The organism is Vibrio splendidus, from assembly GCF_002873455.1.
Lineage (GTDB): Bacteria > Pseudomonadota > Gammaproteobacteria > Enterobacterales > Vibrionaceae > Vibrio > Vibrio splendidus_J.
Genome location: NZ_MCUN01000004.1, coordinates 144,954 through 171,613, shown reverse-complemented (window position 1 = coordinate 171,613; position 26,660 = coordinate 144,954). Strand labels below are relative to the sequence as shown.

General features: G+C 44.5%; 24 protein-coding genes. 7 read left to right on the top strand and 17 right to left on the bottom strand.

What is annotated here, in order from left to right:
- The first annotated feature begins 1 nt into the window (after position 1).
- Both BCU75_RS02425 and BCU75_RS02420 read left to right on the top strand, forming a co-directional pair.
- Entirely contained in the window at positions 2-592 is a 591-nt protein-coding gene (locus BCU75_RS02425; protein ID WP_004729817.1) for a phosphoheptose isomerase, read from the top strand.
- A 16-nt stretch (positions 593-608) separates the two neighbouring features.
- Entirely contained in the window at positions 609-1,214 is a 606-nt protein-coding gene (locus BCU75_RS02420; protein ID WP_076673928.1) for a BON domain-containing protein, read from the top strand.
- Between the two features lie 147 nt (positions 1,215-1,361).
- Here BCU75_RS02420 and sspB read toward each other — a convergent pair whose 3' ends face one another.
- The 8 genes from sspB to zapE form a co-directional block, all read right to left on the bottom strand.
- Positions 1,362-1,856 (bottom strand): ClpXP protease specificity-enhancing factor, encoded by a 495-nt coding sequence (sspB, locus tag BCU75_RS02415; protein WP_017087501.1) that lies wholly within the window; start codon positions 1,854-1,856, stop codon positions 1,362-1,364.
- A gap of 5 nt (positions 1,857-1,861) precedes the next feature.
- Positions 1,862-2,497: a stringent starvation protein SspA gene (gene sspA, locus BCU75_RS02410; protein WP_010434700.1), complete on the bottom strand. Its 636-nt coding sequence runs from the start codon at positions 2,495-2,497 to the stop codon at positions 1,862-1,864.
- A 97-nt stretch (positions 2,498-2,594) separates the two neighbouring features.
- Complete coding sequence (locus tag BCU75_RS02405; RefSeq protein WP_054547824.1) at positions 2,595-3,332, bottom strand: cytochrome c1; 738 nt, start codon at positions 3,330-3,332, stop codon at positions 2,595-2,597.
- The gene (locus BCU75_RS02400; protein WP_076673930.1) at positions 3,329-4,594 is read right to left on the bottom strand and encodes a cytochrome b; all 1,266 of its coding nucleotides are present in this window, start codon (positions 4,592-4,594) and stop codon (positions 3,329-3,331) included. The genes BCU75_RS02405 and BCU75_RS02400 overlap by 4 nt, the downstream gene beginning before the upstream one ends.
- Positions 4,594-5,184 carry a ubiquinol-cytochrome c reductase iron-sulfur subunit gene (petA, locus tag BCU75_RS02395; RefSeq protein ID WP_017072804.1) on the bottom strand — a complete coding sequence of 197 codons (591 nt, stop codon included), beginning with the start codon at positions 5,182-5,184 and terminating at the stop codon, positions 4,594-4,596. Before petA ends, BCU75_RS02400 begins: the two co-directional genes overlap by 1 nt.
- 331 nt (positions 5,185-5,515) lie before the next feature.
- Positions 5,516-5,908, bottom strand: a complete 393-nt coding sequence (gene rpsI, locus BCU75_RS02390) for a 30S ribosomal protein S9 (protein ID WP_004740758.1) — start codon at positions 5,906-5,908, stop codon at positions 5,516-5,518.
- Between the two features lie 15 nt (positions 5,909-5,923).
- Entirely contained in the window at positions 5,924-6,352 is a 429-nt protein-coding gene (rplM, locus tag BCU75_RS02385; RefSeq protein ID WP_010434689.1) for a 50S ribosomal protein L13, read from the bottom strand.
- A 246-nt stretch (positions 6,353-6,598) separates the two neighbouring features.
- A complete protein-coding gene (gene zapE, locus BCU75_RS02380) occupies positions 6,599-7,702 on the bottom strand; it encodes a cell division protein ZapE (RefSeq protein WP_076673932.1) in 1,104 nt (367 codons plus the stop codon).
- A gap of 219 nt (positions 7,703-7,921) precedes the next feature.
- Here zapE and zapG point away from each other — a divergent pair, with 219 nt between their 5' ends.
- The 3 genes from zapG to degS all read left to right on the top strand — a co-directional run bounded on the left by zapG (position 7,922) and on the right by degS (position 11,082).
- Positions 7,922-8,377, top strand: a complete 456-nt coding sequence (gene zapG / locus BCU75_RS02375; RefSeq protein ID WP_017077673.1) for a Z-ring associated protein ZapG — start codon at positions 7,922-7,924, stop codon at positions 8,375-8,377.
- 126 nt (positions 8,378-8,503) lie between these two features.
- Complete coding sequence (locus BCU75_RS02370) at positions 8,504-9,859, top strand: Do family serine endopeptidase (protein WP_004736003.1); 1,356 nt, start codon at positions 8,504-8,506, stop codon at positions 9,857-9,859.
- Between the two features lie 158 nt (positions 9,860-10,017).
- The gene (degS, locus tag BCU75_RS02365; protein WP_102472840.1) at positions 10,018-11,082 is read left to right on the top strand and encodes an outer membrane-stress sensor serine endopeptidase DegS; all 1,065 of its coding nucleotides are present in this window, start codon (positions 10,018-10,020) and stop codon (positions 11,080-11,082) included.
- Between the two features lie 172 nt (positions 11,083-11,254).
- Here the strand turns inward: degS and parC are convergent, their stop codons facing one another.
- From parC to nudF, 6 genes are all read right to left on the bottom strand, one after another.
- Positions 11,255-13,513, bottom strand: a complete 2,259-nt coding sequence (gene parC / locus BCU75_RS02360; RefSeq protein WP_102472839.1) for a DNA topoisomerase IV subunit A — start codon at positions 13,511-13,513, stop codon at positions 11,255-11,257.
- Between the two features lie 3 nt (positions 13,514-13,516).
- Positions 13,517-15,397: a DNA topoisomerase IV subunit B gene (gene parE / locus BCU75_RS02355; protein ID WP_102472838.1), complete on the bottom strand. Its 1,881-nt coding sequence runs from the start codon at positions 15,395-15,397 to the stop codon at positions 13,517-13,519.
- Between the two features lie 239 nt (positions 15,398-15,636).
- The gene (gene yqiA / locus BCU75_RS02350) at positions 15,637-16,242 is read right to left on the bottom strand and encodes an esterase YqiA (protein ID WP_102472837.1); all 606 of its coding nucleotides are present in this window, start codon (positions 16,240-16,242) and stop codon (positions 15,637-15,639) included.
- Position 16,243: 1 nt separating this feature from the next.
- Complete coding sequence (gene cpdA / locus BCU75_RS02345) at positions 16,244-17,068, bottom strand: 3',5'-cyclic-AMP phosphodiesterase (protein WP_102472836.1); 825 nt, start codon at positions 17,066-17,068, stop codon at positions 16,244-16,246.
- Between the two features lie 60 nt (positions 17,069-17,128).
- Positions 17,129-17,569, bottom strand: a complete 441-nt coding sequence (locus BCU75_RS02340; RefSeq protein WP_102472835.1) for a DUF1249 family protein — start codon at positions 17,567-17,569, stop codon at positions 17,129-17,131.
- Between the two features lie 4 nt (positions 17,570-17,573).
- On the bottom strand, positions 17,574-18,203 hold the full coding sequence (gene nudF, locus BCU75_RS02335; RefSeq protein ID WP_102472834.1) for an ADP-ribose diphosphatase: 630 nt from the start codon (positions 18,201-18,203) through the stop codon (positions 17,574-17,576).
- A gap of 227 nt (positions 18,204-18,430) precedes the next feature.
- Here nudF and tolC point away from each other — a divergent pair, with 227 nt between their 5' ends.
- Positions 18,431-19,759, top strand: a complete 1,329-nt coding sequence (tolC, locus tag BCU75_RS02330) for an outer membrane channel protein TolC (protein WP_102466851.1) — start codon at positions 18,431-18,433, stop codon at positions 19,757-19,759.
- A 152-nt stretch (positions 19,760-19,911) separates the two neighbouring features.
- Here the strand turns inward: tolC and hldE are convergent, their stop codons facing one another.
- From hldE to BCU75_RS02315, 3 genes are all read right to left on the bottom strand, one after another.
- Positions 19,912-21,342: a bifunctional D-glycero-beta-D-manno-heptose-7-phosphate kinase/D-glycero-beta-D-manno-heptose 1-phosphate adenylyltransferase HldE gene (gene hldE / locus BCU75_RS02325; protein ID WP_102472833.1), complete on the bottom strand. Its 1,431-nt coding sequence runs from the start codon at positions 21,340-21,342 to the stop codon at positions 19,912-19,914.
- A 122-nt stretch (positions 21,343-21,464) separates the two neighbouring features.
- Complete coding sequence (glnE, locus tag BCU75_RS02320; RefSeq protein ID WP_102472832.1) at positions 21,465-24,314, bottom strand: bifunctional [glutamate--ammonia ligase]-adenylyl-L-tyrosine phosphorylase/[glutamate--ammonia-ligase] adenylyltransferase; 2,850 nt, start codon at positions 24,312-24,314, stop codon at positions 21,465-21,467.
- A gap of 221 nt (positions 24,315-24,535) precedes the next feature.
- Positions 24,536-25,792: a methyl-accepting chemotaxis protein gene (locus BCU75_RS02315; protein ID WP_102464571.1), complete on the bottom strand. Its 1,257-nt coding sequence runs from the start codon at positions 25,790-25,792 to the stop codon at positions 24,536-24,538.
- 97 nt (positions 25,793-25,889) lie between these two features.
- Here BCU75_RS02315 and BCU75_RS02310 point away from each other — a divergent pair, with 97 nt between their 5' ends.
- Positions 25,890-26,639, top strand: a complete 750-nt coding sequence (locus BCU75_RS02310; protein ID WP_102464570.1) for a potassium channel family protein — start codon at positions 25,890-25,892, stop codon at positions 26,637-26,639.
- Positions 26,640-26,660 lie beyond the last annotated feature (21 nt).

The following is a 26,660-nucleotide window of genomic DNA, read 5'->3' as shown; positions in this document are numbered from 1 at the left end:
CATGCTAGACAGCATTAAAGAAAGTTTTACAGAAAGTATTCAGATCCAAATTGCGGCTGCAGAAGCACTGCCAGACGCAATCACGCATGCCGCTCAAGCAATGGTTGCGACCTTGCTTAACGGAAACAAAATTCTTTGTTGTGGTAATGGTGGTTCGGCGTCGAATGCTCAGCAATTTGTATCGTGCCTACTTAATCGCTTTGAAACCGAGCGCCCTAGCCTTCCAGCAATGGCTCTCACAGCAGACAACACCACGCTAACGGCAGTAGCCAACGACTATCACTATGAAGAGATCTTCTCTAAACAGGTACGAGCGTTTGGTCAAACGGGTGATATTTTACTGGCTATATCTACTAGCGGTAACAGCAAAAACATCATCAAAGCGATGGAAGCCGCGGTAACACGTGACATGACGATCATCGCCTTTACGGGTAAAGATGGTGGTGAAATGGCAGGCTTACTTGGCGAACACGATGTAGAAATTCGTATCCCGTCACACCGTACAGCACGCATTCATGAAGTACACATGGTGACACTGCACTGCCTATGTGACCTAATCGATCAAGTACTCTTCCCTGCTCACGAAGAGTGATATACGGAGCATCACAATGAAATCATTAACCTCTATGAGGCTGTTTAAGCTGATCAGTGTTTCGTTACTTACACTATCCCTGTCTGGTTGTGCTGGCATTTTCATTGCTGGTGCCGCAACCACAGCGAACTTAGTCACTGACACACGAACCACCAAACAAATCTGGAACGATAACAATATCGAATTTGAAGTCGCAGCCATCACCAACAAACAGCCATATCGTGGCAACGTTCGTATCACAGCGAGCTCTTACCGAGGTTCGGTTATATTGATGGGGCAAGCGACTACTGACTCAGAGCGTCGCGCGTTTGAAAGCCAAGCCAAAGAAGTGGCAGGCGTAGAAAGCATACATAATCAAGTGCGAGTAAAAGAGCCATTGACCATCAGTGCGATTAGTAACGATAGCTGGATTACTACCAAGGTGAAATCAGCCCTTCTAGCAAACGCTGATCTCAACGGCATCAAGGTTAAAGTCATCACGGAAGATTCAGAGGTATTTTTACTTGGGTTGGTATCTCGAGAGCATGCTGATATCGCAACAGAAGTTGCCCGTAATGTTTCAGGCGTAAAACAGGTGATTCGAGCGTTTGAATATGGCGAAGAAGACAATTCTGTAAACTAACGTTCTCTGAATTTACTTCTGACTTGACTGCTTCGCTGACAAAGCCTAACGAAATCAATCAGGCGAATAAATACCAGAAAGCACAAAAAGAAAAAGCAGCGATAAATCGCTGCTTTTTTTGTATTTGGAGTTATTTAAAAAATAACGCTATTTGATAACACGAAGGCTTGGTCGACCTTTTGCAGGACGAGGTGGCTCAGGATCTGAGTCAGGCTCTTCAGCATCTACGTCTGCCGTTGCTACGCTCAAAGATGGGCCTTTTTCTTGTTCTTCAAAAGGACTTTCTTCAATCCCTTCTTCAAAAGATTCCATGTAAGCCTCTTCAGGTTCAAACATGGTACCAGCACCATTCTCACGAGCATAAATCGCTTGTACTGCGTAAAGCGGCACGATCACAGAGTGTGGACGACCACTAAATCGAGCACTAAACGTCACGGCTTCGTTACCCAGTTCAAGTTGTCCAACCGCACGAGGCGCGATGTTCAGAATAATCTGACCATCTTGAACAAACTCTTCTGGAACTCTCACACCCGGTAATGTTGCTTCAACAACAAGGTGTGGAGTTAATTCGTTATCAACCAGCCATTCATAAAATGCACGAAGCATGTATGGTCGGCGTGGAGTCATATTTGAAATATCCATAACGCTTAGCGAACGAGTCGCATCTCACGCTCAGCTTCAGTTAGAGAAGCTAGGAATGAATCACGTTCGAATACGCGGTTCATGTAAATCTTAAGCTCTTTAGAACCAGGGCCAATTAATTCGATACCAAGCTCAGGTAAACGCCATAGTAGCGGAGCTAGGTAACAATCAATTAGGCTAAATTCTTCGCTCATGAAGTATTCATACTCAGCGAAGATAGGAGCAAGAGTCAGTAGGTCGTTGCGCAGTTTAACGCGAGCTGCTTCAGATTCTTCAGCGTTGCCTTTAACGATCTTCTCTGCAACTGAATACCAGTTACGCTCAATGCGGTACATCATTAGACGACTATTACCACGAGCAACCGGGTATACAGGCATCAACGGTGGATGAGGGAAACGCTCATCTAAGTACTCCATAATGATCTTTGAGTCATATAAAGCAAGCTCACGATCAATAAGAGTAGGTACTGATTTGTACGGGTTCAGTTCAACAAGCTCTGCTGGTAGATTTTTTTCATCAACCAACTCAACTTCAACACTTACGCCTTTTTCAGCAAGAACAATGCGCACCTGATGGCTATACATATCAGAAGCACTTGAGAAAAGAGTCATTACAGAACGTTTATTGGCAGCTACAGCCATGGAGCCCTCCAGTACACTTTAAATAAAAACAATGGAGGCCTAAAGCCTCCATTGAACATTAACATAATTTGGGAATTAGCACGGTATTATAGCACAATTAGTGCACATCACGCCAATACTCTTTCTTCAGCAAAATCACGATGATAGTGAAGATTACTAAGAAGGCCATTACCCACCAACCCATTGCATGACGCTCAAGTTGAACTGGGTCGCCCGAGTAAACCAAAAAGTTAACAAGGTCACGAACTGCTTCGTCGTATTCACCAGCACTTAATTCGCCAGAACCGTCAGTTTCAGTACCAACAACAGTAGTCACTTCCTCGCCATCTACCATATGAGTATCGTAGATTGGTGTTGGAATACCTTGCAGCTCTTCAAGAACGTGCGGCATACCAACACTTGGGAAAACAATGTTGTTCACACCAAACGGACGAGATGGGTCTTCATAAAAGGTACGAAGGTACGTGTATAGCCAATCTGCGCCACGAACACGAGCAACCAAAGTTAGATCTGGTGGTGGAGCACCAAACCAACTTGCCGCTTGATCAGAGGGCATAGCGTTAACCATCAAACTACCGATTTTCGCTTCAGGGTCGAAAATCAGGTTTTCCTTCATTAGATCTACTGGGATCTCCAAATCATTCGCAACACGTTCATAACGCTGGTACTGCGTTGAGTGACAAGCAAAACAGTAGTTCATGAACATCTTAGCGCCATTTTGCAATGAGGCTTTATCTGTTAAATCATTGTTTGCTTTGTCTAATGGTACGCTTGCACCCGCTGCCATCGCCAGTGACGGCAACATAGCAAATAAAATTACAATCCACTTTTTCATTTGAATGTCACCCTTTCTGGTAATGGTTTCGTCGCTTCATTTTTACTGTAGAACCACAGTAGAACGAAGAACATGAAATAACCTAAGCTAAAGATTTGAGCCAGTAGCGTATACGTTGGCGTTGCTGGAAGCGCACCAAGTACACCAAGCGCAATAAAGCTTATTGTGAATTGGATGATGTTAATCAAATGCAGTTTGCTACGGTAACGGTAAGAACGCACTTTACAACGGTCGAACCATGGCAGTAGGAATAGCACAACAATAGATGCACCCATTGCAACTACACCTATCAACTTATCAGGAACAGCACGAAGTACAGCGTAGAACGGCGTGAAGTACCAAACTGGAGCAATATGCTCAGGTGTTTTCAGTGGGTTAGCAGCTTCGAAGTTAGGCGGCTCAAGGAAGTATCCACCCATCTCTGGGTTAAAGAACAGCACGTAACAGAACAAGAATAGGAAACCAGCAACACCGACCATATCTTTCACCGTCCCGTATGGGTGGAAAGGAATAGAGTCAATGATGTCGTATTTCTTAGTGTAATCCTTGTGGAATGGGAACTGAGTTTTGTAATCGTCGCCCATTGTACCTTTAGGAAGTTTAGTTTCGATACCATCAGGGTTATTCGAACCAACTTCGTGCAGCGCTAGTACGTGAAGTACGATAAGCAGCAGAAGTACAATTGGTAGAGCGATAACATGCAGTGCAAAGAAACGGTTCAGCGTTGCGCCAGAGATGATGTAATCACCACGGATCCAAAGCGTTAGGTCATCACCAATAACAGGAATCGCACCAAACAGAGAAATGATTACCTGAGCGCCCCAGTAAGACATTTGACCCCATGGTAGCAAGTAACCCATGAAAGCCTCAGCCATAAGCACTAAGAAGATCAACATACCAAAGAGCCAAAGTAGCTCACGAGGCTTTTGGTAAGAACCGTAGATTAGACCACGGAACATATGCAGGTAGATAACGACGAAGAATGCCGAAGCACCTGTCGAGTGCATGTAACGCAGTAACCAGCCGTATTCCACATCACGCATGATGTATTCAACAGATGCAAATGCGCCATCACCAGACGGAACGTAGTTCATTGTTAGCCAAATACCTGTAAGGATTTGGTTAACCAGTACCAACATTGCCAAAGAACCGAAAAGGTACCAAAAGTTAAAGTTCTTAGGCATTGGGTATTCAGATAAATGCTTTTTATAAGCATTCATTGCGGGTAGACGTTTTTCTACCCAATCAAGCAATCCTTGCATTATGCGTCTCCCTCGTCCACACCGATCATGATCTTAGTGTCACTCAAATACATATGCTTTGGCACTACAAGGTTCAGTGGGGCTGGTACGCCTTGGAATACTCGACCTGCCATATCAAACTTTGAACCATGACAAGGACAGAAGAAACCAGACTTAACGCCCTGAACTTGTTCTGCAAAAGAATCTGGCAGGTAAGTTGGAGAACAACCTAAGTGCGTACAGAAACCAACAGCAATGAAAAACTCCGGCTTAATAGAACGAAACTCGTTCTGTGCGTAGTCTGGTTGTTGTTCAGTTTCAGATTGAGGGTCACGAAGTTGACCACCGATCGCTTTTAGGTTCTCTAGTACCGACTCAGCACGGCGTACAACCCATACAGGTTTACCTTGCCACTCGACACGAACCATTTGTCCCGGTTCTAACTTACTGACTTCCACTTCCACCGGCGCGCCCGCAGCTTTCGCTTTGGCACTCGGGTTCCATGATTTAATAAAAGGCACGGCTACAGCAGCTGCTCCCAAACCACCAACAACGGCTGTTGTTGCGGTTAAGAAACGCCTGCGACCGTTATTTAAAGGCGCGTTGCTCATCCAAACATTCTCCCATTTGCTCCTTATGGATTGAAATAATTCCGATTAAAGAGCATGGCTAACAAAATATGTATTTAGTTCTATTTATTGACGGCAAATGATAAATAAAACCCTACTTTTTGACAAGATAAAGCTACCTTTTTGTAACAATCATGAGGCAAAGCGCACATTGGGTTACAAAAGCTTTCAAAATATAAGAATTTAGGAATAAAACGAGGAGGGGGAAGCGTTTAGCGGGGGCCAGAAAGACAAAAAGCCCGGCATATAGCCGAGCTTTGAACCACAATTCCAGTAATAAAACTGGTCGCGTGTATTTTTCGGTAAGGAAAAATTAACGCTTAGAGAATTGAGGTTTACGACGTGCTTTACGTAGACCAACTTTCTTACGTTCAACGCAACGAGCGTCACGCGTAACATAGCCAGCTGCACGTAGAGCAGGACGTAGAGTTTCATCGTATTCCATAAGAGCACGAGTGATACCGTGGCGGATTGCGCCAGCTTGACCTGAAATACCACCACCAGAAACAGTGATGTAAAGGTCAAGTTTCTCAGTTAGTTCAACTAGCTCAAGAGGTTGCTTAACAACCATACGAGAAGTTGGACGACCGAAGTAAACATCAAGGCTACGCTTGTTGATTACGATCTCACCAGAGCCTGGTTTGATGAAAACACGAGCTGCTGAGCTTTTGCGACGACCAGTGCCGTAGTATTGATTCTCTGCCATTGTCTTAATCCCCAATTAGATGTCTAGTACTTGTGGTTGTTGAGCAACATGGTTGTGCTCAGTACCAGCGTATACTTTAAGCTTACGGTACATCGCGCGGCCTAGAGGACCACGTGGAAGCATACCTTTAACTGCTAGTTCAAGAACCATTTCTGGTTTCTTAGCAATTAGCTTTTCAAAAGTGATAGTCTTAAGACCACCTGGGAACTCAGAGTGACGGTAGTAAACCTTACCCTTAGCTTTGTTACCAGTCACAGCAACTTTCTCAGCGTTAACAACGATGATGTAATCACCAGTGTCTACGTGAGGAGTGTATTCTGCTTTGTGCTTGCCGCGTAGGCGAGAAGCGATTTCACTTGCTAGACGGCCAAGAGTTTTGCCTTCAGCGTCTACAACATACCAGTCGCGTTTTACAGTTTCTGGTTTAGCAACGAAAGTTTTCATGCTAATAATTACCTATTTAAAAAATTTACACTTAAGGAATACTCGCGTATTCCCACTGTCTAAGAGTTACCATCATCACCCCTTCGAGTGTTGGAAAACTCTTGGCATAACGTGATTTTACTCATCGCTAGAGGCCCGCAGTAACGGTAGGTCGCAGGATTATAGAGAAGAGCGAAGAAAAAATCACCTCTTTTTGAACAAAATCACGATTTTTTTAATTCTCTTTCTTATTCGAGATAATCAAAGCTAACTTAAGTGTTCTTTTGCCAAATATTCATGGCTCTGCATTTCGATTAAACGCGACTGACAACGTTTAAACTCAAATTCTAACTGACCATGGGTATACAGCTTTTCTAGCTCCACTTCCGCTGAAATAATCAATTTAACGTTACGCTCATAGAACTCATCAACTAACGCAATGAAGCGTCTTGCTGCGTCATCTGAAGTCGCACCCATTTGCAACACATCAGCCAGCAGAACCGTGTGATAAACCCTAGACAGCTCAATATAGTCATTCTGGCTGCGAGCCGACTGACAAAGCTGAGCAAACGTGCCATGCAGTACACCATCGCTTGCTTCGACTACATCCAGTTGACGATGATTGACCTCAATTTGTTTGAGTTTCTCTTTATCTTCACCTACTAGCTGCGCATAATATGTTTCGAGGTTGATGTTCGCTTGGCTATCTAGTGGGTAATGGTAGATCTCAGCCTGCTCTAACGTACGAAGACGATAATCGATTCCGCTATCGACATTAAGAATATGGCAATTACCTTGGATAAGCTTAATAGCGGGTAAGAAACGAGCTCGCTGCAACCCGTTACGATACAAATCCGCAGGTGGAATATTAGAGGTCGCAACTAAAATAACGTTTCGAGCAAATAACTCTTGGAACAAAGTGCCTAAGATCATGGCATCCGTGATGTCTGAAACAAAGAATTCATCAAAACAGATAATATCCGCTTCTTCTTTCAACTTGTCTGCGACCAAAGGCAACGGGTCGCTAACGTTACCTAGCGCCCTTAGCTCATCATGGACTCGATACATAAAGCGGTGAAAGTGAACGCGCATTTTTTTTGTGGTCGGTAAGGCATCGTAGAACGTATCCATTAAATACGTTTTACCGCGCCCGACGCCGCCCCAAAAATAGAGGCCTTTTGGTGGCTCTGGCACTTCTGGCTTTTTGCCCATTAATTTCTGAAATCGAGTCAGTTGAGGAATAGGCGTATTCATGTAATCTTGGAATTGATGAAAGAGTTCATCTAAAGATTTAACGGCTTGCTCTTGTGCTGGATCTCTTTGAAATCCATGTTCTTTTATATCTTGTTCGTATTTTTTAATGGGATTCATGACGACATTTCCACAATGAAAGCGATATCAGACAGCAAATAAAAATGAGCTCAAACAGTATGAGGCATGTCGCCATGCGGTGAATAATGCAGCATCAAACTGCTAACTAGCGCACACGCATTTCTCTTTATACTGCGGCTTTCTCATAGTACCATGGAGCTGTATCACGTGTAACTAAGCAGTAACAAACATGTTAAAAAACAATAATAAGGAGCTGTTATGCCTTGGATGTATGCCGTTGCCGGTTTACTAGTCGGAGTTATTTTAGGGGTCGCTATTTCTCGTCTCATGACGCCTGAATACAAAAAACAAAAGAACGTACAGAAAGAATTAGATAGCGCAAAGTTTGCCCTTGAACAGCAGCGACAAGAGCTAGCTGACCACTTTGCGAAATCAGCAGAAATGTTGGACACCTTAGGTAAGGACTACACAAAACTGTACCAACACATGGAAAAAACAAGCTCAGAGCTGATCCCTAATCTGCCAGAGCAAGATAATCCATTTGTGAAAACAGCCGCAGCCCATTCGGACAAATCACAAGACAAGCCTTCAGTTAAAGAGGCGACACTTGAAGAACAACCGAAAGATTACGCTAATGGCGCAACCGGTTTATTTACAGAGCAGAAGAAAGAAATCATGGATGCTCCCGATGTTGTAACAGCAAAAGCATCGTAAACATTTAACACTTCTGTGAACTTTACAAAGGTTTTTGAGTCATAACTTTCACTCAGGTCATTTGAAACTTCTCATACTTATTAAACGTATAAGAGGGTTAAGACCTAAACTAGAGAGGAGTTTATGATGAAAAAACCTTTGCTTGCTTTATCAGTACTGACTTTAAGCTTAAGTTCAATCATCACCCCCATTCAAGCAACGGCCGCACTGCCATTAAGTGTGGGTAATGAACAATTACCAAGCCTTGCACCTATGCTTGAACAAGTGACCCCCGCTGTGGTTAGTATTGCCGTAGAAGGCAAACAGGTACAACGTCAGCAAATCCCTGAACAATTTCAATTCTTTTTTGGTCCAGAACAAACACGAGAACGCCCATTCCGCGGGCTAGGTTCTGGTGTGATCATTGATGCCAAGAAAGGCCATATTGTCACCAATTACCATGTCATCAATGGTGCCGACGATATCAAAGTAAAACTTCATGATGGTAGAGAGTACGATGCCGAGCTGATCGGCGGCGACCAGATGTCGGATATCGCGCTATTAAAACTTGAAACAGCCAAGAACCTTACCCAGATAAAAGTCGCAGACTCCGACAAGTTAAGAGTCGGCGATTTCAGTGTCGCTATCGGCAACCCATTTGGACTCGGTCAAACCGTGACATCCGGCATCGTGTCTGCTCTCGGTCGTAGCGGCCTAAACCTAGAGAACTTTGAAAACTTCATTCAAACCGATGCCGCTATCAACAGTGGTAACTCTGGAGGTGCGTTAGTGAATCTCAACGGTGAGCTGATTGGTATCAACACGGCTATCCTTGGCCCTAACGGAGGCAATGTCGGTATCGGCTTTGCAATCCCATCCAATATGATGAAAAACCTGACAGAACAAATTCTCGATTTCGGTGAAGTAAAACGCGGTATGCTGGGTGTTCAAGGCGGAGAGGTCACCTCTGAATTGGCGGAAGCGCTTGGTTATGAATCCAGCAAAGGTGCCTTTGTTAGCCAAATTGTACCCGACAGTGCTGCGGACAAAGCCGGACTGAAAGCGGGCGATGTTATTGTCTCTATTAATGGTAAGCGCATTGATACTTTTAGCGAGTTAAGAGCCAAAGTCGCAACCCTCGGTGCAGGTAAACAGATCGAACTTGGTGTCGTTCGTGACGGAAAGAATATGACCTTTGATGTGACTCTGGGTGAATCCACCAATAGTAAGACACAAGCTGAAAAGCTCCATGAAGGACTTGCCGGTGCAGAGCTCACCAACACAACCGACAGCGACTCAACGACAGGCGTCAAGGTATCAAGTGTCGCTCAAGGTTCGCCAGCAGAAGCCTATCAACTTCTTAAAGACGACATCATCATCGGGGTAAACCGCCAGCCCGTTAAGAACCTTGCTGAATTTAGAAAGATTCTTGAAAAACAACCTGGCGTGTTGGCGCTTAATATCCAAAGAGGCGACAGGACTATCTATCTAGTTATTCGATAGTCATACGTCAGCGCAATTACAGGGAGGCTCAGTAAGTTTGCTTTAAACTTACTCAGTCTCCCTTTTCTTTAGATCAATCAAAATGCTATGCTTCACTCGTAATCAAGTCAGTCATCCATTGACGGATGCTTCATACCTAACTTGTTGAAGAGGGAAACATGCTGTCCTTTCTATTTCGTTCTATTTCCCTTGGACTCGTTTCAGCGGCACTTATTCTGCTCGTATTTCCGAGCTTAAGGCCAGCTATAGTTGCAGATGTCACTAGTCCTCAAGTGGATAATATTGGATCTCTTCAGATCTCATTTAACCAAGCGGTGCGTCGCGCGGCACCCGCAGTAGTCAATATCTATAGCCGTAAATACGCAGAAAGCGATCGCAACAAACTGCTGACTCAAGGTTTGGGTTCAGGGGTGATTGTCAGCGAAAAAGGCTACATCATTACCAACTTTCACGTTGTTGCTCAAGCCGACCAAATTGTAGTGGCACTTCAAGATGGACGAGTTGCCGCCGCACAGTTAGTTGGTTCAGACAAACGTACCGATATCGCGATACTCAGAGTCAGTGGTGACAACTTACCTGTGATTCCACTGAACCAAGATTACACAGCAAATGTCGGTGATGTGGTTCTAGCTATCGGTAACCCATATAACCTAGGTCAAACCACAACCTTTGGTATTATCTCAGCAACTGGTCGCTCTTCAATCAGCGCAGATGGTCATCAAGCCTTTATCCAAACCGATGCGGCAATCAATGAAGGTAACTCTGGTGGTGCGCTCGTCAATTCTCAAGGTGAGTTAGTCGGTATCAATACCGCGTCTTTCCAACAAGCTACCGACATGGAAACCTACGGAATTTCATTTGCTATCCCCTACCCACTTGCTAATAAAATCATGGAGAAGATCATCGCCGATGGTCGTGTAATTCGTGGTTATATTGGTATCGACGGACAAGACATCAACTCGGTGACGTCACGCTTACTTGGTAACAAGAATATCGGCGGTATTGTCGTTCTAGGGATAGACCCGAACGGTCCTGCTGCTGATGCAGGCTTTGAAGCACAAGATATTATTGTCAGCATCAATAATACCCAAATTAGCGGACGACAGAGCGTAATGGATATTGTCACAGACCTGCGCCCAGGTACTGTCATTGATGTTGGTGTGTTGCGCAAAGGTGAAAACAAGAACCTCAAGGTCACTATTGCTGAAGATACACGCCTATAACCTCTATATTTAGTTTGATTGCTAACATGATGGCTAGCGACTCAAACCGCCAAATACAAATACAGATACAAAAAACCCAGCTATTAAGCTGGGTTTTCTTTTATCAATCAAGCGAATTATAAACTCAATTAAAACTAGTTATATAACTAAGTGTCATAGTTAAGCGTCATAGTTAAGCGTCGCTAGGGTCATCGATATCGATGCGAGTCACTCGCTGCAACCCTCTCGGCAGTAAACCACCACGACGACCACGTTCCCCACGGAAGTTTTCAAGGTCCGCAGGTTTCAAGCCAAGCTTGCGTTTACCCGCGTAAATAGTCAGCGTTGCATTCTCTGGAATAGCCATCAGATGCGAGACAAACTCTTCACGCTCTTTTGCTTTTGCAGAAGGAATATTGATGATCTTGTTACCCTTACCTTTACTCAACTGAGGTAGGTCTTTAATCGGGAACAACAACATACGACCTTGGTTAGTAATCGCCAGAATCTGGTTACTGTCCAAGTCAGCAATCGGGCTTGGCAACATCACTTCAGAAGCTTGTGGTAAGTTAACCAGCGCTTTACCGCTCTTGTTCTTAGACAACAGATCGCTGCCTTTACAAACAAAACCATAACCCGCATCAGAACCGACTAACCATAGCTGTTCATTCTCCCCCATCACCACTTGGCGAATAGAAGTACCCGGGCTGACGTTCAAGCGGCCTGTAATTGGCTCACCTTGGCTTCGCGCCGATGGCAGTGAGTGAGATTCAAGGGAGTAGCTTCGGCCATCACTGCCGAGGAACACCGCTTGTTGGTTACTCTTACCCTTAGTGCTTGCTAAGAATTTATCACCTGATTTGTAGTTCAATCCTTCAGCGTCAACTTCATGCCCTTTGGCATGACGAATCCAACCTTTTTCAGACAACACAACCGTAATTGGTTCGCTTGGTACTAAGTCACGTTCTGTTAGCGCTTTCGCTTCAGCACGCTCAATCAAGGGTGAGCGACGATCATCGCCGTATTTATCTGCATCTGCTTGGATTTCTTTTTTGATCAGCGTATTCAAGCGACGCTCTGAACCTAATAGCTTTTCAAGCTTTTCACGTTCAGCTTCAAGCTCTTCTTGCTCAGCTCGAATTTTAAATTCTTCTAACTTAGCTAAGTTACGAAGTTTAATATCAAGAATCGCATTAGCTTGAATTTCAGAAATGTTGAAACGGTTCATCAGAACAGGACATGGTTCGTCTTCTGTTCTAATGATTTCAATCACTTCGTCAATATTTAGATAAGCAGCAAGTAAACCTTCTAAGATATGCAAACGTGCCAGTACTTTATCTAAACGGTACTGTAAACGACGGCGAACGGTCATGCGACGGAACTCAATCCATTCTTTCAGGATTTGAACCAGACCTTTAACTTGAGGACGGTTATCTAAACCAATCATGTTCAAGTTCACGCGGAAGTTTTTCTCTAAATCCGTCGACGCGAACAAGTGACTCATCAGTTGGTCACAGTCGATACGATTTGAACGAGGTACAACAACGATACGCGTTGGGTTCTCGTGATCTGATTCATCACGCAGATCGTCAACCATAGGCAGCTTCTTAGCGCGCATCTGGTTCGCAATTTGCTCAAGTAACTTCGCACCTGACACTTGATGAGGTAAAGCCGTGATAACAATATCGGAGCCTTCCTTGTGCCAAACTGCGCGCATCTTGATGCTTCCACGTCCAGTACGGTAGATCTTTTCGATGTCCAACTTCGGCGAAATAATTTCAGCTTCTGTCGGGTAATCTGGGCCTTGAATGAAACCCATCACATCTGGAAGTTCAGCTTTAGGCGTATCAATCAAATGAATCGCTGCATTCGCTACTTCACGCACGTTGTGTGGCGGAATATCGGTCGCCATACCTACCGCGATACCGGTAATACCGTTAAGCAAAATATGAGGAAGACGAGCAGGCAACATTTGTGGCTCTTTCATCGTGCCATCAAAGTTTGGTTGCCAATCAACGGTGCCCTGACCCAATTCACCCAGCAAGACTTCAGCAAATTTTGACAGTTTTGCTTCGGTATAACGCATCGCAGCGAATGATTTCGGGTCATCTGGTGCACCCCAGTTACCTTGACCATCAACCAATGGGTAACGGTAAGAGAAAGGCTGTGCCATCAGTACCATCGCTTCGTAACAAGCAGAGTCACCGTGTGGGTGATACTTACCTAATACGTCACCAACGGTACGTGCTGATTTTTTGTATTTCGATGCTGCTGATAAGCCTAGCTCAGACATCGCATAGATAATACGACGTTGTACTGGCTTCAAGCCATCACCGATATAAGGCAATGCACGATCCATGATCACGTACATTGAGTAATTTAAATAGGCATCTTCGGTGAACTTGCGCATTGGCAACTGTTCAACGCCATCATATGTAATTTCGTTAGACATCCATTATACCTCGGCCATATCACCGTTAGTCTGTAACCATGCACGGCGATCATCTGCACGTTTCTTACCAAGCAGCATGTCCATCATCTCGTTGGTTGCGTCGTTGTCATCAATAGTCAACTGAACAAGGCGACGAGTATTTGGATCCATAGTGGTTTCACGCAACTGAAGCGGGTTCATTTCACCCAGACCTTTGAATCGTTGCACGTTGATCTTGGCTTTTTTCTGCGATAGTCGCTCAAGTACCCCATCTTTCTCTGAGTCATCGAGTGCGTAGAACACTTCTTTACCGCAATCAATACGATACAGAGGAGGCATTGCCACATAGATATGACCTGCTTCAACCAAAGCGTGGAAATGGCGAGTAAAGAGTGCACATAGCAGTGTCGCAATATGAAGACCATCCGAGTCCGCATCGGCAAGGATACAGATCTTACCGTAACGCAGGCCTGACAAATCATCGTTATCAGGATCAATACCCAAAGCAACTGAAATATCGTGTACTTCTTGTGAAGCCAATACTTGGTCTGCTGACACTTCCCACGTGTTTAGGATCTTACCGCGAAGTGGCATAACCGCTTGGAACTCACGATCACGTGCTTGTTTAGCAGAACCACCCGCCGAGTCCCCTTCCACGAAGAAGATTTCGGTACGGCTTAAATCTTGAACTGAACAGTCGGTTAGTTTACCCGGCAGTGCTGGGCCAGATGCTATTTTCTTACGCACAACCTTTTTGCTTGCGCGCATACGACGATGCGCGTTAGCAATACACGCTTCTGCTAGTAATTCTGCTAACTGAGGCTTTTCATTCAGCCACAAGCTGAAAGCATCCTTCACGACACCAGAAACAAACGCAGCAGTTTGACGAGAAGATAAGCGCTCTTTCGTTTGACCAGCAAACTGCGGGTCTTGCATCTTCACTGATAACACGTATGAACAACGGTCAAAGATGTCATCACCCGTTAGCTTAACGCCACGTGGTAGAAGATTACGGAATTCACAGAACTCACGCATTGCATCAAGCAAACCTTGGCGAAGACCGTTTACGTGTGTACCACCTTGCTTAGTTGGTACTAAGTTCACGTAACTTTCGGTGATCATATCACCGCCTTCTGGCTGCCAAATGATCGCCCAGTTCGCCATTTCCGTTTCAGCAACGAATTCGCCAACATAAGGTTCTTCAGGCAGTAAGGTGTAACCTTTCACACCTTCTGCAAGGTAGTCTTTTAGACCGTCTTCATAGAACCATTTATGTTCTTCACCGCCAACCTTGTCGATAAAGATGATTTCTAAACCAGGGCAAAGTACCGCTTTAGCGCGCAGGTTATTAATAAGACGTAAAACAGAGAACTTAGAGCTATCGAAGTATTTTGGATCAGGCCAAAAATGCACGGTAGTACCGGTATTGCGGTGACCACAAGTCCCCGTAACAGTAAGGTCCGTTACGGCATGACCACCCTCAAGGGCGATTTCATGTACCTGACCGTCACGGCGAACCGTCACTTCAACTCGTTTTGACAGCGCGTTTACCACCGAGATACCTACCCCGTGCAAACCACCTGAAAACTTATAGTTGTTGTTTGAGAATTTACCGCCTGAGTGGAGCTTAGTTAAAATCAGCTCAACACCCGAGATCCCTTTTTCAGGGTGGATATCAACCGGCATACCACGGCCGTCATCGGTAACTTCTAACGATTGGTCAGCATGAAGCACAACTTTAATTTTCTTAGCGTGTCCCGCTAGTGCTTCATCAACCGAGTTATCAATGACTTCTTGGGCAAGGTGGTTAGGTCTTTCTGTCTCGGTGTACATTCCCGGGCGGTGTCGCACGGGATCGAGACCTTCAAGTACCTCGAGGTCTTTTGCATTATATTGTTCAGTCATAATACGGAGTTTACTCAAAAAGTTTGCGTCAGTTCGCTGGCTCTAGTTTCACTAAAGCAAAATTATCACTATGAACCTTCATAGTAGAGCGAACGAGCGAAGTATTGGGGAATATAGTCTGGAAGCTGAGTAATGATGTCAAGCTAGTTCAAAAACTAAGACATCAAACTATGATATTTCACCATTGATAGATGAAATAACAGACAGACAAGAGAAAATTACTCTGCTGGTGAAACAGATTAAAGATTTAGAAAGGTGATGATTTGTTGTGGGTAGCGCTCAAAATCCACAAAGCTATGATCCCCGCCCTCTTCTATTGTTTGTGTTGCACCTTGGTACTTATCTACCGCTTGTCGGTAATCCAGAACTTCGTCTTCCGTTTGCTGAAGTAACCAGAAATCACTCGCCTTAGCGATAACCGGAACCTCTAACGCTTTCAGTTCATCGATATGCTTTGTTTCCAGTACATATCGTTCATCTGTGTATGGGTTTACTTGCTCACCTAAATAATCAGCAAGAAGCTCATACGGCTTCACGGCTGGGTTTACAACAACCGCTTTAAAACCATAGTGACTATTCAACCATGTAGAAAGATAGCCACCCAATGAACTACCGACTAACGCTATCTGGTATTGCTCTTTATATTGCTCCACCAGCTGCTGCAAATGAAGTGCAGCTTGCAGAGGGAAACTCGGCAGTTGAGGCGTAATCACCTTAATATCTGCGCGATGTTCAGCGCAATAGTCAGCCATCACCATCGCTTTGTGGGATCGTGATGAACTGTTAAAACCGTGAATATAGAGAAGCAGTGATGGCTTAGCGGTTTGCTGATCAAAGTCCTGCATATTAGTAACCACCGGCATCAAAGTCTGGCGAGAACTGTCCATTAGGCAAGCGACGAACCTGAGTAGTTACCGTGCCATCTTGGTGCAATTCAATCTCTCGCCAGCCTGGAGATAAGGTATCAACCGCAAAGTCGTTCGAGTTTGGTTTAAATTGAACACAAGTCGATGGGGTTGCCATGACTTGTACACCATAATGATTGCGATTCATGTCTTGATGAACGTGACCACAAAGTACCGCTTTCACATTGGTGTGCTGTTGAACCACATCCCAAAACTGCTCAGCATCTTTCAGGTTATGTTGATCAAGCCACGCACTCCCCACTAGCAAAGGGTGGTGGTGCAGCAAAACCAAGGTGTTACGCTCAGGGAATTCTGTCAGCTTTTGCTCTAGTAGATCAAGTTGTTGATCACTAAGACGCCCATGAGGTACGCCCACCACTTGCGAGTCCAGCATAACCATCTGCCAGTTATCGCCTAGCAAGACATGCTCAACACACTGTATTTGTGGTGATGGTAAAACACTGCCCATATTAGGCTTGAAGTCATGGTTCCCGGGTAGCCAGTAACATGGCTTTTCCAAAGGCTTTATCCCTGACTCAAATTTCTGGTACGACTCAGCACTGTGATCTTGAGAGATATCACCTGTTGCTAGAATCGCTTGATAGTCAAAGCCCTGACTAACAATGCCATCGACTACAGCACGAAAGCTATCTTGAGTGTTGATGCTTAATAAGCTGCCATTGCTCGGCGCAAATAAATGCGTGTCCGTTAGCTGCACAAGCTTAATAGTGCTCTCATCAAATTTTGAAGTGTGTGATAATTCCAAAATAACAAATCCAGATACGTTACTGTTTAGACTTTAAAAGTGTTGTTTAAGTAGGTTCAATTAAAAGTTAATTGGGGTTCGGCTGATACCCGTTTTTAAACAAAACGTTAACCATTCCCCAAGAAATTTATTCAATTGAAATTTCTCGTCCTTTTGCAAAAGTTTAGTGTTGGGGTAGTCATATTTCGCTTTGACTCGCGAAAAATCCCCGCTAGTGCACACTTCTGCAACTCGAGCGTCGTGATATAGCCTGACAGACATTTTTGGCAAAGGAAACACTGGCATCGCGTCACTCTGACATATATCTATTAAAGTGGTGTATTTTGTGACCTCATTCACTGTCAATTGATACACCATGTTAACGGCTTGATAACAGCGAACGTCACCAACCTCATGCCCAACCGGTAACAGAGCGTTAAGTTTGGCATAGTTAGTCTCGTAAACTCGCATCAATTCAGCAAGATCAACATGATACGGTTTTTTGACTGCTATATTTGGCATGACGTTAATCTATCCACTCTGACTGTAATTCTTGGTAGTTCAATTGTAGCCACTGTAGCGCAATGATCGTGGCTCCATTTTCAAACACACCCTCTTTTACTAATTGATAAGCAGCTTCGCGACTCATCACTTGCACGAGGATATCTTCACCTTCGTAATCCAATCCGTGTACACCTTTTGCTGTCGTGGCATCAACGCAGCCAACAAACACGTCGAGCTTTTCTGAGCAACCACCCGATGAAGGATAATACGAAGTAATAGGCAATACAGATCCGACTTCGACTCCGGCCTCTTCCATTGCTTCACGACGAGCGACATCTTGTGGTGATTCATCGGTATCAATGATCCCGGCAACAATTTCATATTGCCATGGGTTCTCATGCTCTAGAGCACCAACACGGATCTGTTCGACAATCACAACTTCGTCACGGACAGGATCGTAAGGTAACAAAGCAGCAGCATGTCCACGCTCAAACATCTCGCGTTTTATCGGTTGGCTCCAGCCTCCCTCAAACAGCTTGTGTTTAAATGTGTATTTAACCATTTTGAAAAAACCACGAAACAGCGTCTCTTTTGAGACTATTTCCACATCTTGAGGAGTAAACTCATGTCGTTGATTGTCATACTGTTGCATTTGGTACCTCACTAAGTGATCTTTATAGTTTACTCATTGTCCGAGTTAACTACCAAGGATAAGGTTCAACTTTTTATATAAATTTTATAATTAAAGTTAAGTTTTTAAAAATAAATATTGCACAAGTGGACAGTTAAATGTAAAAAAGTGCAAAGTTTCGAGTAAATTACCACCAAACTGGGTTAAACTCTTTTGAAGAAAATTCCATTAAAGGCAGGAATAGGAAAATGAAAAAACTGCTTCCACTATTTATCAGTGCAGCAATCGGCAGCCTGAGTTCGTCAGCTTTTGCTGATACGCTAGCTGAAGTTTACGACCAAGCAAAACAGAACGATCCACAACTTCTTCGTTCAGCAGCGCAGCGCGATGCCGCTTTTGAAGCAGTAACGTCAAGCCGTAGCTCTTTGTTACCGCAAATCAATTTGACAGCTGGATACAACCTTACTCGAGGTGAGACAGACTTAGATTCAGCACCTACTAGAGATAATGACCAAAATGCTCTAACTGCTGGTATTAGCTTTTCTCAAGAACTGTACCAACGTTCTTCTTGGATCACGCTAGATACCGCCGAGAAAAGTGCTCGTCAATCGGATTCAGCGTATGCGGCAGAGCAGCAAGCTCTAATTCTTCGTGTTGCGACAGCGTACTTTGAAGTACTTCGCGCTCAAGACAACCTAGAATTTGTTCGTGCAGAAAAAGCCGCGGTTGCTCGTCAACTAGAGCAAACGAAACAACGCTTTGAAGTAGGTCTTTCAGCAATCACCGATGTACATGATGCGCAAGCTCAGTACGATGGTGTTTTAGCTGACGAAGTTTTAGCAGAGAATACTCTGATTAATAACTACGAAGGTCTGCGTGAGATTACAGGTCAGGAACACTCTAACCTAAGCATCCTAGATACTGATCGTTTCTCAGCTAGCAAATCTTCTGAGTCTGCTATTGCACTTGTTGAACAAGCAGAGCAAAAAAACCTAAGTCTACTTGCTGCGCGTATCTCGCAAGATATAGCTAAAGACAACATCTCCCTACAGAGTTCAGGTCATCTACCATCTCTAACTCTTGATGGTGGATATGACTACACTGATATTGGTTCAAGTGACACTTCTGACGGCACGACAAACAACTTCAATGTTGGCGTTAACTTAAATGTACCTCTATACACGGGTGGTAGCACAACTTCTTTGACTAAACAGGCTGAATACAACTACGTTGCAGCAAGTGAAGATCTAGAAGCAACTTACCGTAGCGTTGTAAAAGACGTTCGTGCATTCAACAACAACATCAGTGCTTCGATTGGTGCTCTACGTGCTTACGAACAATCTGTTGTTTCTGCTCAGTCTGCTCTAGAAGCAACAGAAGCAGGTTTTGATGTAGGTACTCGTACTATCGTTGATGTACTAGATTCGACTCGTCGTCTATACGATGCGAACAAAAACCTTTCAGATGCTCGTTACAACTACATCCTAAGTGTTCTTCAGCTTCGTCAAGCGGTTGGTACACTAAGCGAACAAGACATTGTTGATGTAAACGCAGGTCTAAAAGTAGCAAGTAAGTAATTTCAGATCCTAGTTAAAGGCTCTAACTTGAGTCTTTAATAAAACGATCAAATTACAGATACAAAAATGCCGCTCATTGAGCGGCATTTTTATTGTCGATTGAAAGCGAGATTTACTGTCTAACTAAAAGCTTAACCCCAAAAGACTAGACACTAACCTCGACCACCTTTAATCGCTTTAATGATTTCAGTCGTAGAGCAACCATCTTCAAAATTAAGTACTTTCACTTCACCACCAGCCGCAATCACTTCCGCGCCACCGGCAATCTCTTCAGGTTTGTAATCACCACCCTTCACTAGAAGACTTGGTAGAACCTCAGAGATCAAACGTTGAGGTGTATCTTCAGAAAACGGAACCACCCAATCAACCGCGCCTAAGCCAGCCAATACCGCCATACGACGATCGGTTGGGTTCACAGGGCGACCAGGACCTTTCAGACGTTTTACTGATTCATCAGTATTCACTGCAACGATCAAACGATCGCCTAACTCAGCTGCATGGTTCATGTAAGAAACATGACCGGCATGCAGAATATCAAAGCAGCCATTCGTCATAACGACTTTCTCGCCTTTCGCACGAGCACGTTTCACTGCTTCAACCAGTGCTGCTTCAGAGATCACGCCGTAGTCGGTGTCTTGGCTACCATGAATCGCTTCCGCTAACTCAATCGTAGACAGCGTCGATGTACCAAGCTTGCCGACTACCACACCAGCAGCAGCGTTCGCCAATGCACACGCTTCATCCAGTGGCTTACCAGCAGCAACAGAAGCCGCTAATACCGAAATAACCGTATCACCCGCACCTGTTACGTCATACACCTCTTTCGCTTGAGTCGGCAAATGGAATGGTTCTTGATCTTTACGCAATAACGTCATGCCATGTTCACTGCGAGTCACCAACAAAGCTTCAAAATCAAACTCTTCAATTAGCGCGAGTCCTTTTTCGATCATTTCTTCTTCAGATTTCACTTTGCCCGCAACCAACTCGAACTCAGCCATATTTGGCGTAAGTAAAGTTGCACCACGATAACGTTCAAAGTCTGCACCTTTTGGATCGATAAATACCGGAACATTGGCCGCACGTGCTTTTTGGATAAAGCTCTGTACATGCTCCAAAGCACCTTTAGCGTAATCAGATAAGATGACCGAACGCACATTAGGAAGTGCTTGCTCCATGCGAGACAAAACAAGTTCTGGATCGGTGTTCTCAAATCGGTCTTCAAAATCAAGACGGATCAGCTGTTGCCCTCGGCTCATCACTCGCAATTTAGTAATAGTTGGATAGTCTTCTAACTCAACGAAATCACATTTAACTTTTAGTGCTCCTAGGGTGTTTTTTAAAACCTCAGCAGGCTCATCTTTTCCAGTCAAACCAACGATATGAGCATGGCCACCAAGAGAAGCAATATTCATTGCTACGTTGGCAGCACCACCAGGACGCTCTTCGTTATTTTCTACTTTCACAACGGGTACAGGTGCTTCTGGTGAAATACGGCCAGTTGGGCCATACCAGTAACGGTCAAGCATTACGTCACCGACAACAAGAACGCCTGATTGGCTGTAGTCAGGTAGAATTGGTTTCATTATGGATCTCCAAAAATCGAATCTGGCTAGAGTCTAGCACACTGATTACAGAGGCTAAACCATAGAAAAATTAGCAAACGCTTACTGAAATATAGGCTGTATCATACAAGCCATAACTAAGGTTAAACTTCCATCCACTGCTTCCATGCTTGAACAACATGTTCTCTTTCCATCTCAAACTTCTCAATCGCCACATCCGCATCAAGGTTGAGTAGATTACGGTGATGAATTTCATCTCTTAACGTCGTATAGACGTTGGTTAATGCGATGCCTTGCTGCTCGTCCATAATCCCCTGTGACAACAGGCTTTCAAAGATTCGTACATTGTCACACCAACGGGTGAGCTTAGGTTTTTCGTTGCTGTATCTCAGTACTAAGTATTGCGCCAAGAACTCAATATCGGTAATACCACCCGCATCTTGTTTCAACATGAATCGATCGGCTTTTTTACCGCCTAAATGACCGCGCATTTTTTCACGCATATCCACAACGGACTTTTTGAGCGTTGCCTCATCACGAGCCAAGCACAGAACCTCATGGCGAGTTTTGTTAAATGCCGAAGCCAATAAGTCATCGCCGTAAATCATGCGAGCGCGAGTTAGAGCTTGGTGCTCCCAAGTCCACGCATCATTGTGCTGATACTCGTCAAAGGCATCCGTTGGACTAACCAATAGGCCAGAGGCACCAGAAGGGCGTAGACGAGTATCGACCTCATACAAAATACCGGAAGCGGTTCTCGTTGAGAAAATATGAATAATTCGCTGTGCCAACCTTAAATAGAACTGGCGTCCATCAATCTCTTTCTTACCGTCAGTATAGATGTGTACCGGGCAATCGTGCATGAACACGATATCGAGATCGGAGTTATAGCCAAGCTCCCACCCGCCAACTTTGCCATAACCAACAACCGCGAAGCCGCGACCTTCACGATCTTTCACATGGGTCGGTTCACCAAACTTGGCCGATACTTGTAACCAAGCTTGGTTAATACCCGCCTCAACAATCGCCTCTGCTAAATAAGTCAGGTGATCACTGACCTTCATGACTGGTAGAGCACCTGCAATATCTGCGGCTGTAATCCTCAAGATACAAGTCTGCTTAAACTGACGCAGACCTTCCATCTGTTGCTCCATATCATCTTCAGGAATACGCGCTAGGTAATCTCGCAGCTCAGTTTTGTAGGACTCTAAAGGTACTGGATTATAGAGTTGCTGAGGGTCAATAAGTTCATCTAATAGGATTGGGTAACGACCAAGCTGCTCCGAAATCATCGGGCTCGCAGTACATAAACGAACTAACTGAGTTAACGCGGCTGGGTGTTCATCCAATAACTCAAGGTAAGTGGTGCGCGTCACTATTTTTTGCAGCAAATGTAATACTCGAGACAAACCAAACTCGGCATCTTTGGCGGTGTAGAGCGCTTGAAACACTTTAGGCATCAAGCGATTTAAAACCTCCCGTCCACGTGGGCCAAGGGTTTTCTTCGCTAAATCCGCTTTGAATTGGATAATGGTTTTCGCCGCTTCTGGCGGGTTAGCAATCGCGATGTCATGCTCTAGAACCTGCTCAATCACATCTTGCTTATGGGCCATATCCCACAACTCACTAAAGTGACTCGCGATTGGATTGGCGTCATCTTCATCGACACCAATCAGATCTTCAAACACAGTATGTACATTCGCCATATGCTCACGAGTTGCTTCAATCAAACCATCCCAATCAGCAAATTGCATTGCGACAGCAAGCTGCAGTTGTTCTAATTCGCCATCTGGTAAGGTTTGAGTTTGTTTATCCGCCATCGCTTGTAATAAGTTTTCAAGGCGACGTAAAAACAGGTAAGCCTCACGTAAATGACCGACTTCTTTGGTCTCTAACAAATTGAGAGACTCAATAGCACTCAAGGTTTCTAGTAACCCTCGACCACGTAGGCTAGGCTCGCGCCCACCACGAATCAATTGGAAGACTTGAGCAATAAATTCAACTTCACGAATACCACCAGAGCCCAGTTTGATGTTATTTGATAAACCACGACGACGAACTTCACTGCTGATCATTGATTTCATACGGCGCAGAGATTGAATCGCACTAAAATCGATATAACGACGGAACACAAACGGGCGCAACATCTGGCGAAGCTCTTGATACTCAGGATACATTTCGCTGCCCATCACTCGCGCTTTTACCATCGCGTAGCGTTCCCAGTCACGACCTTGCTCTTGATAGTAATCTTCCAGGGCCGCGTAACTCATAACCAATGGGCCACTCTCGCCAAATGGACGCAGACGCATGTCTACTCGGTAACAGAATCCATCAAAGGTTTGTTGATCCAACGCTTTGATAATCCGTTGCCCTAAACGCGTGAAAAATTGCGCGTTGGCGATACTACGCCTTGCCCCTTGGGTTTCACCGTTCTCAGGGTAGGTGAAAATCAGATCGATATCAGAAGAGAAATTAAGCTCACCGCCACCGAGCTTGCCCATACCGATGATCAGCATCGGCTGCGCTTCACCCTGCTCATTACAAGGGGTGCCCCACTCTTTACAGCAAATATCGAACTGCCATTGATAGGTCTCGAAGATCATCGCCTCTGCCAACATCGATAGATGGCTTAAGCTCTGCTCTAGCTCCCACGCCCCCATGAAATCGCGCCACGCAATGTAGGTCATTTCTCGATTGCGGAATTGACGCAGCACACGCTGGCCACTCATTTCATCAGCACAACCAGAAAGTAACTCAGCCAATCGATCACGATACCCTTCAGCACGCTCTTCGCATGCCAACATATCAGGTAAGGCGTTGGATAAAACCGTATCACGCTGTAAGCAATCAGCAACAAAACAACTTAAACCGAGTACACGTTTAAGATCTTCAATCATTGGCTCTGGCCAAGTATTGATGGCTTCACTTTGATGCTCTAATAATTGCTCAAAAGCAGACTTGGAATGCGTGGTGAGTTGAGAAGGCAATGGCATGTTTCTTCCTTGTGTAAGCTGCGCCGAACAATCGGTTTATCGGCTCAGTTCTTCTATAACTAATTTTAAAAACTAATGATTAGTTATACCAAAGTTACGCCAATAAAAAACGCCCACATTAGCAATGTGGGCGTTTTATCGGTTAACTTATCGAATCTGGCCTTTCCTAGCCATCGAACACTAGGAATACCCCTGGGGGAATAAAGACCAAGACCCCATGATTAAACCTTAAATTGTTTAATCTTACCGTCAAGTTCTTGCGCGTTGGTTTCCATGAGCTGGGAAGTTTCAAGCAGCTCACTGACTACCACAACGGACGCTTCAACAAGCTCACGAACATTGGTCAAGTTGACACTCATCTCTTCTGCGACGCTGCTTTGTTGACCCGCGGCTGTCGCGATCTGGAAGTTCATATCATTAATCTGGTTTACTTGGCTCACGATACCATCCAACTCGGATCCAGCATTGGTAACCAGGTCAACGCCTTCAGCTGCTTCTACAACACTTTTTTCCATCAACTCAACAGCTGAATTTGCACTACTTTGCAGATGGCTGATCATGTCTTGAATTTCTACTGTCGCTTGTTGAGTACGCTGCGCAAGGTTACGAACCTCATCGGCTACGACTGCAAAACCACGACCCGCTTCACCTGCACGCGCCGCTTCAATCGCTGCGTTCAGTGCCAATAGGTTAGTTTGTTCTGAGATACCTTGAATAGTGCCAACAACGCTACCAATCGAATCAACACGCTCTTCAACTTGGTTTACCGCCGCTGCGGAGGCTGCGATATCTGAAGACAACTCACTCATTTTAGAAACGGAACCTTGTACGAACTTCTGACCCGTAAGAGCTTGCCCTGAAGCTTGCTCAGTTAATGAAGAGGCGCTTTGTGCATGCTCAGCTACGGTTTGCACAGTAGACGTCATCTCACTCATTGCTGTCGCAAGTTGATCGATCTCATTAAATTCTTCTTGAGCCGAATCTTTAGTTTCAGACATGCTGATAGTCATCACTTCGGTCAAAGCGAATAACTCGTCTGAAGAGGACACCTGAGTTTTGATCATGTCGTTCAATTGGACACGCGTTTTTTCTAGTTCGCGTGCCACATCACCGTATTCATCTTTACAGTCCATTTCAATCGGCACTGATAGATTCTTATCGGCCATGGTTTTAATGGCGTCATTGAGATACTGAGTTTGGCGAAGCATAACGCGCGCCGCCGCTAATAGAAGAACCACAAACACAATGATCATCAAGGCTGTTTGCCAAGCCACTTGAACTAGGTAAGTCTCGTAATGCTGCTGTGCAACTTGCGCATTATTGGTTACAGCAAGCAATGAATCGTAAAACGTACTTGCGTCCCATAACTGCTTCGAAATGATCAAGATAGTGCTGAATATCATCAGCATGACCATTTTTGGAACGAGACGAACGTCAGAGATTATCCTTTCCCACGGCTTGAATGACAGTTTAGTCATTGTCAGTTCTCCATTAATTCTTATATATTGATGGCTTCTATATCCGCGAGGTGGCTATGTCAGTCAAAGTTCGCGATTTATTTTGAGCCTCGTATGAATGTTAAATAGTACCAAAGACACAACCAAGCCGATGAGCTTATTATCACTGATTCTCTCTTTCTTAGCGTTATTTGTGATCTCAGGCTTATTGTTTGTACCGATTGATAAAGAATCAAAACAAGTTCTTATCGGCCTCGATTTTGTAATCTGTAGTGTTTTTCTTTTTCAGCTCACAATTGATCTATTCAGATCACAAAACAAGAAAGAATATCTAAAAATACACTGGATCGATTTCTTAGCAAGCATCCCAATGATCGAGCCGCTTCGTTTCGCTCGCATTTTTCAGATCCTGCGCGTAATTCTCGTTCTTCGTTCGGGTAAACGTGTTTTCAGAGAGCTCTTTCGTAATAGAAAAGAGACCACTCTCGCCTCGATTATTCTGTTGCTGGTTATTCTTCTAACCATAGGCGCCGGAACAATACTTCTTTTAGAACACAAAGATCCCAATGCCAACATTACCACTGGCCAAGATGCTTTGTGGTGGGCCTTTGTTACTATCAGTACTGTAGGGTACGGCGATCATTATCCCGTGACGAGTTCAGGCAAATTAGTCGCCTCTCTGGTGATCATTTGCGGTGTGGGTGTTTTTGGTATGATTTCAGGTTTGATTACGTCTTTGATCACTTCTCCTAGTCACCATGAGAACCAACGCGCAGAAAACAAAGAGAAGCATCTTGAAAAGATCATAGAACAACAACAGAAAATACTAGAGCGACTAGAAAAGCTTGAGCAACAAACAAAAAAATAGGACCGAAGCCCTATTTTCAAA

Bases quoted from the DNA above. Each gene is read 5' to 3' on its own strand.
- BCU75_RS02425 (WP_004729817.1), top strand. From the start codon at position 2: ATGCTAGACAGCATTAAAGAAAGTTTTACAGAAAGTATTCAGATCCAA.
- BCU75_RS02420 (WP_076673928.1), top strand. From the start codon at position 609: ATGAAATCATTAACCTCTATGAGGCTGTTTAAGCTGATCAGTGTTTCG.
- sspB (WP_017087501.1), bottom strand. From the start codon at position 1,856: ATGGATATTTCAAATATGACTCCACGCCGACCATACATGCTTCGTGCA.
- sspA (WP_010434700.1), bottom strand. From the start codon at position 2,497: ATGGCTGTAGCTGCCAATAAACGTTCTGTAATGACTCTTTTCTCAAGT.
- BCU75_RS02405 (WP_054547824.1), bottom strand. From the start codon at position 3,332: ATGAAAAAGTGGATTGTAATTTTATTTGCTATGTTGCCGTCACTGGCG.
- BCU75_RS02400 (WP_076673930.1), bottom strand. From the start codon at position 4,594: ATGCAAGGATTGCTTGATTGGGTAGAAAAACGTCTACCCGCAATGAAT.
- petA (WP_017072804.1), bottom strand. From the start codon at position 5,184: ATGAGCAACGCGCCTTTAAATAACGGTCGCAGGCGTTTCTTAACCGCA.
- rpsI (WP_004740758.1), bottom strand. From the start codon at position 5,908: ATGGCAGAGAATCAATACTACGGCACTGGTCGTCGCAAAAGCTCAGCA.
- rplM (WP_010434689.1), bottom strand. From the start codon at position 6,352: ATGAAAACTTTCGTTGCTAAACCAGAAACTGTAAAACGCGACTGGTAT.
- zapE (WP_076673932.1), bottom strand. From the start codon at position 7,702: ATGAATCCCATTAAAAAATACGAACAAGATATAAAAGAACATGGATTT.
- zapG (WP_017077673.1), top strand. From the start codon at position 7,922: ATGCCTTGGATGTATGCCGTTGCCGGTTTACTAGTCGGAGTTATTTTA.
- BCU75_RS02370 (WP_004736003.1), top strand. From the start codon at position 8,504: ATGAAAAAACCTTTGCTTGCTTTATCAGTACTGACTTTAAGCTTAAGT.
- degS (WP_102472840.1), top strand. From the start codon at position 10,018: ATGCTGTCCTTTCTATTTCGTTCTATTTCCCTTGGACTCGTTTCAGCG.
- parC (WP_102472839.1), bottom strand. From the start codon at position 13,513: ATGTCTAACGAAATTACATATGATGGCGTTGAACAGTTGCCAATGCGC.
- parE (WP_102472838.1), bottom strand. From the start codon at position 15,397: ATGACTGAACAATATAATGCAAAAGACCTCGAGGTACTTGAAGGTCTC.
- yqiA (WP_102472837.1), bottom strand. From the start codon at position 16,242: ATGCAGGACTTTGATCAGCAAACCGCTAAGCCATCACTGCTTCTCTAT.
- BCU75_RS02340 (WP_102472835.1), bottom strand. From the start codon at position 17,569: ATGCCAAATATAGCAGTCAAAAAACCGTATCATGTTGATCTTGCTGAA.
- nudF (WP_102472834.1), bottom strand. From the start codon at position 18,203: ATGCAACAGTATGACAATCAACGACATGAGTTTACTCCTCAAGATGTG.
- tolC (WP_102466851.1), top strand. From the start codon at position 18,431: ATGAAAAAACTGCTTCCACTATTTATCAGTGCAGCAATCGGCAGCCTG.
- hldE (WP_102472833.1), bottom strand. From the start codon at position 21,342: ATGAAACCAATTCTACCTGACTACAGCCAATCAGGCGTTCTTGTTGTC.
- glnE (WP_102472832.1), bottom strand. From the start codon at position 24,314: ATGCCATTGCCTTCTCAACTCACCACGCATTCCAAGTCTGCTTTTGAG.
- BCU75_RS02315 (WP_102464571.1), bottom strand. From the start codon at position 25,792: ATGACTAAACTGTCATTCAAGCCGTGGGAAAGGATAATCTCTGACGTT.
- BCU75_RS02310 (WP_102464570.1), top strand. From the start codon at position 25,890: ATGTTAAATAGTACCAAAGACACAACCAAGCCGATGAGCTTATTATCA.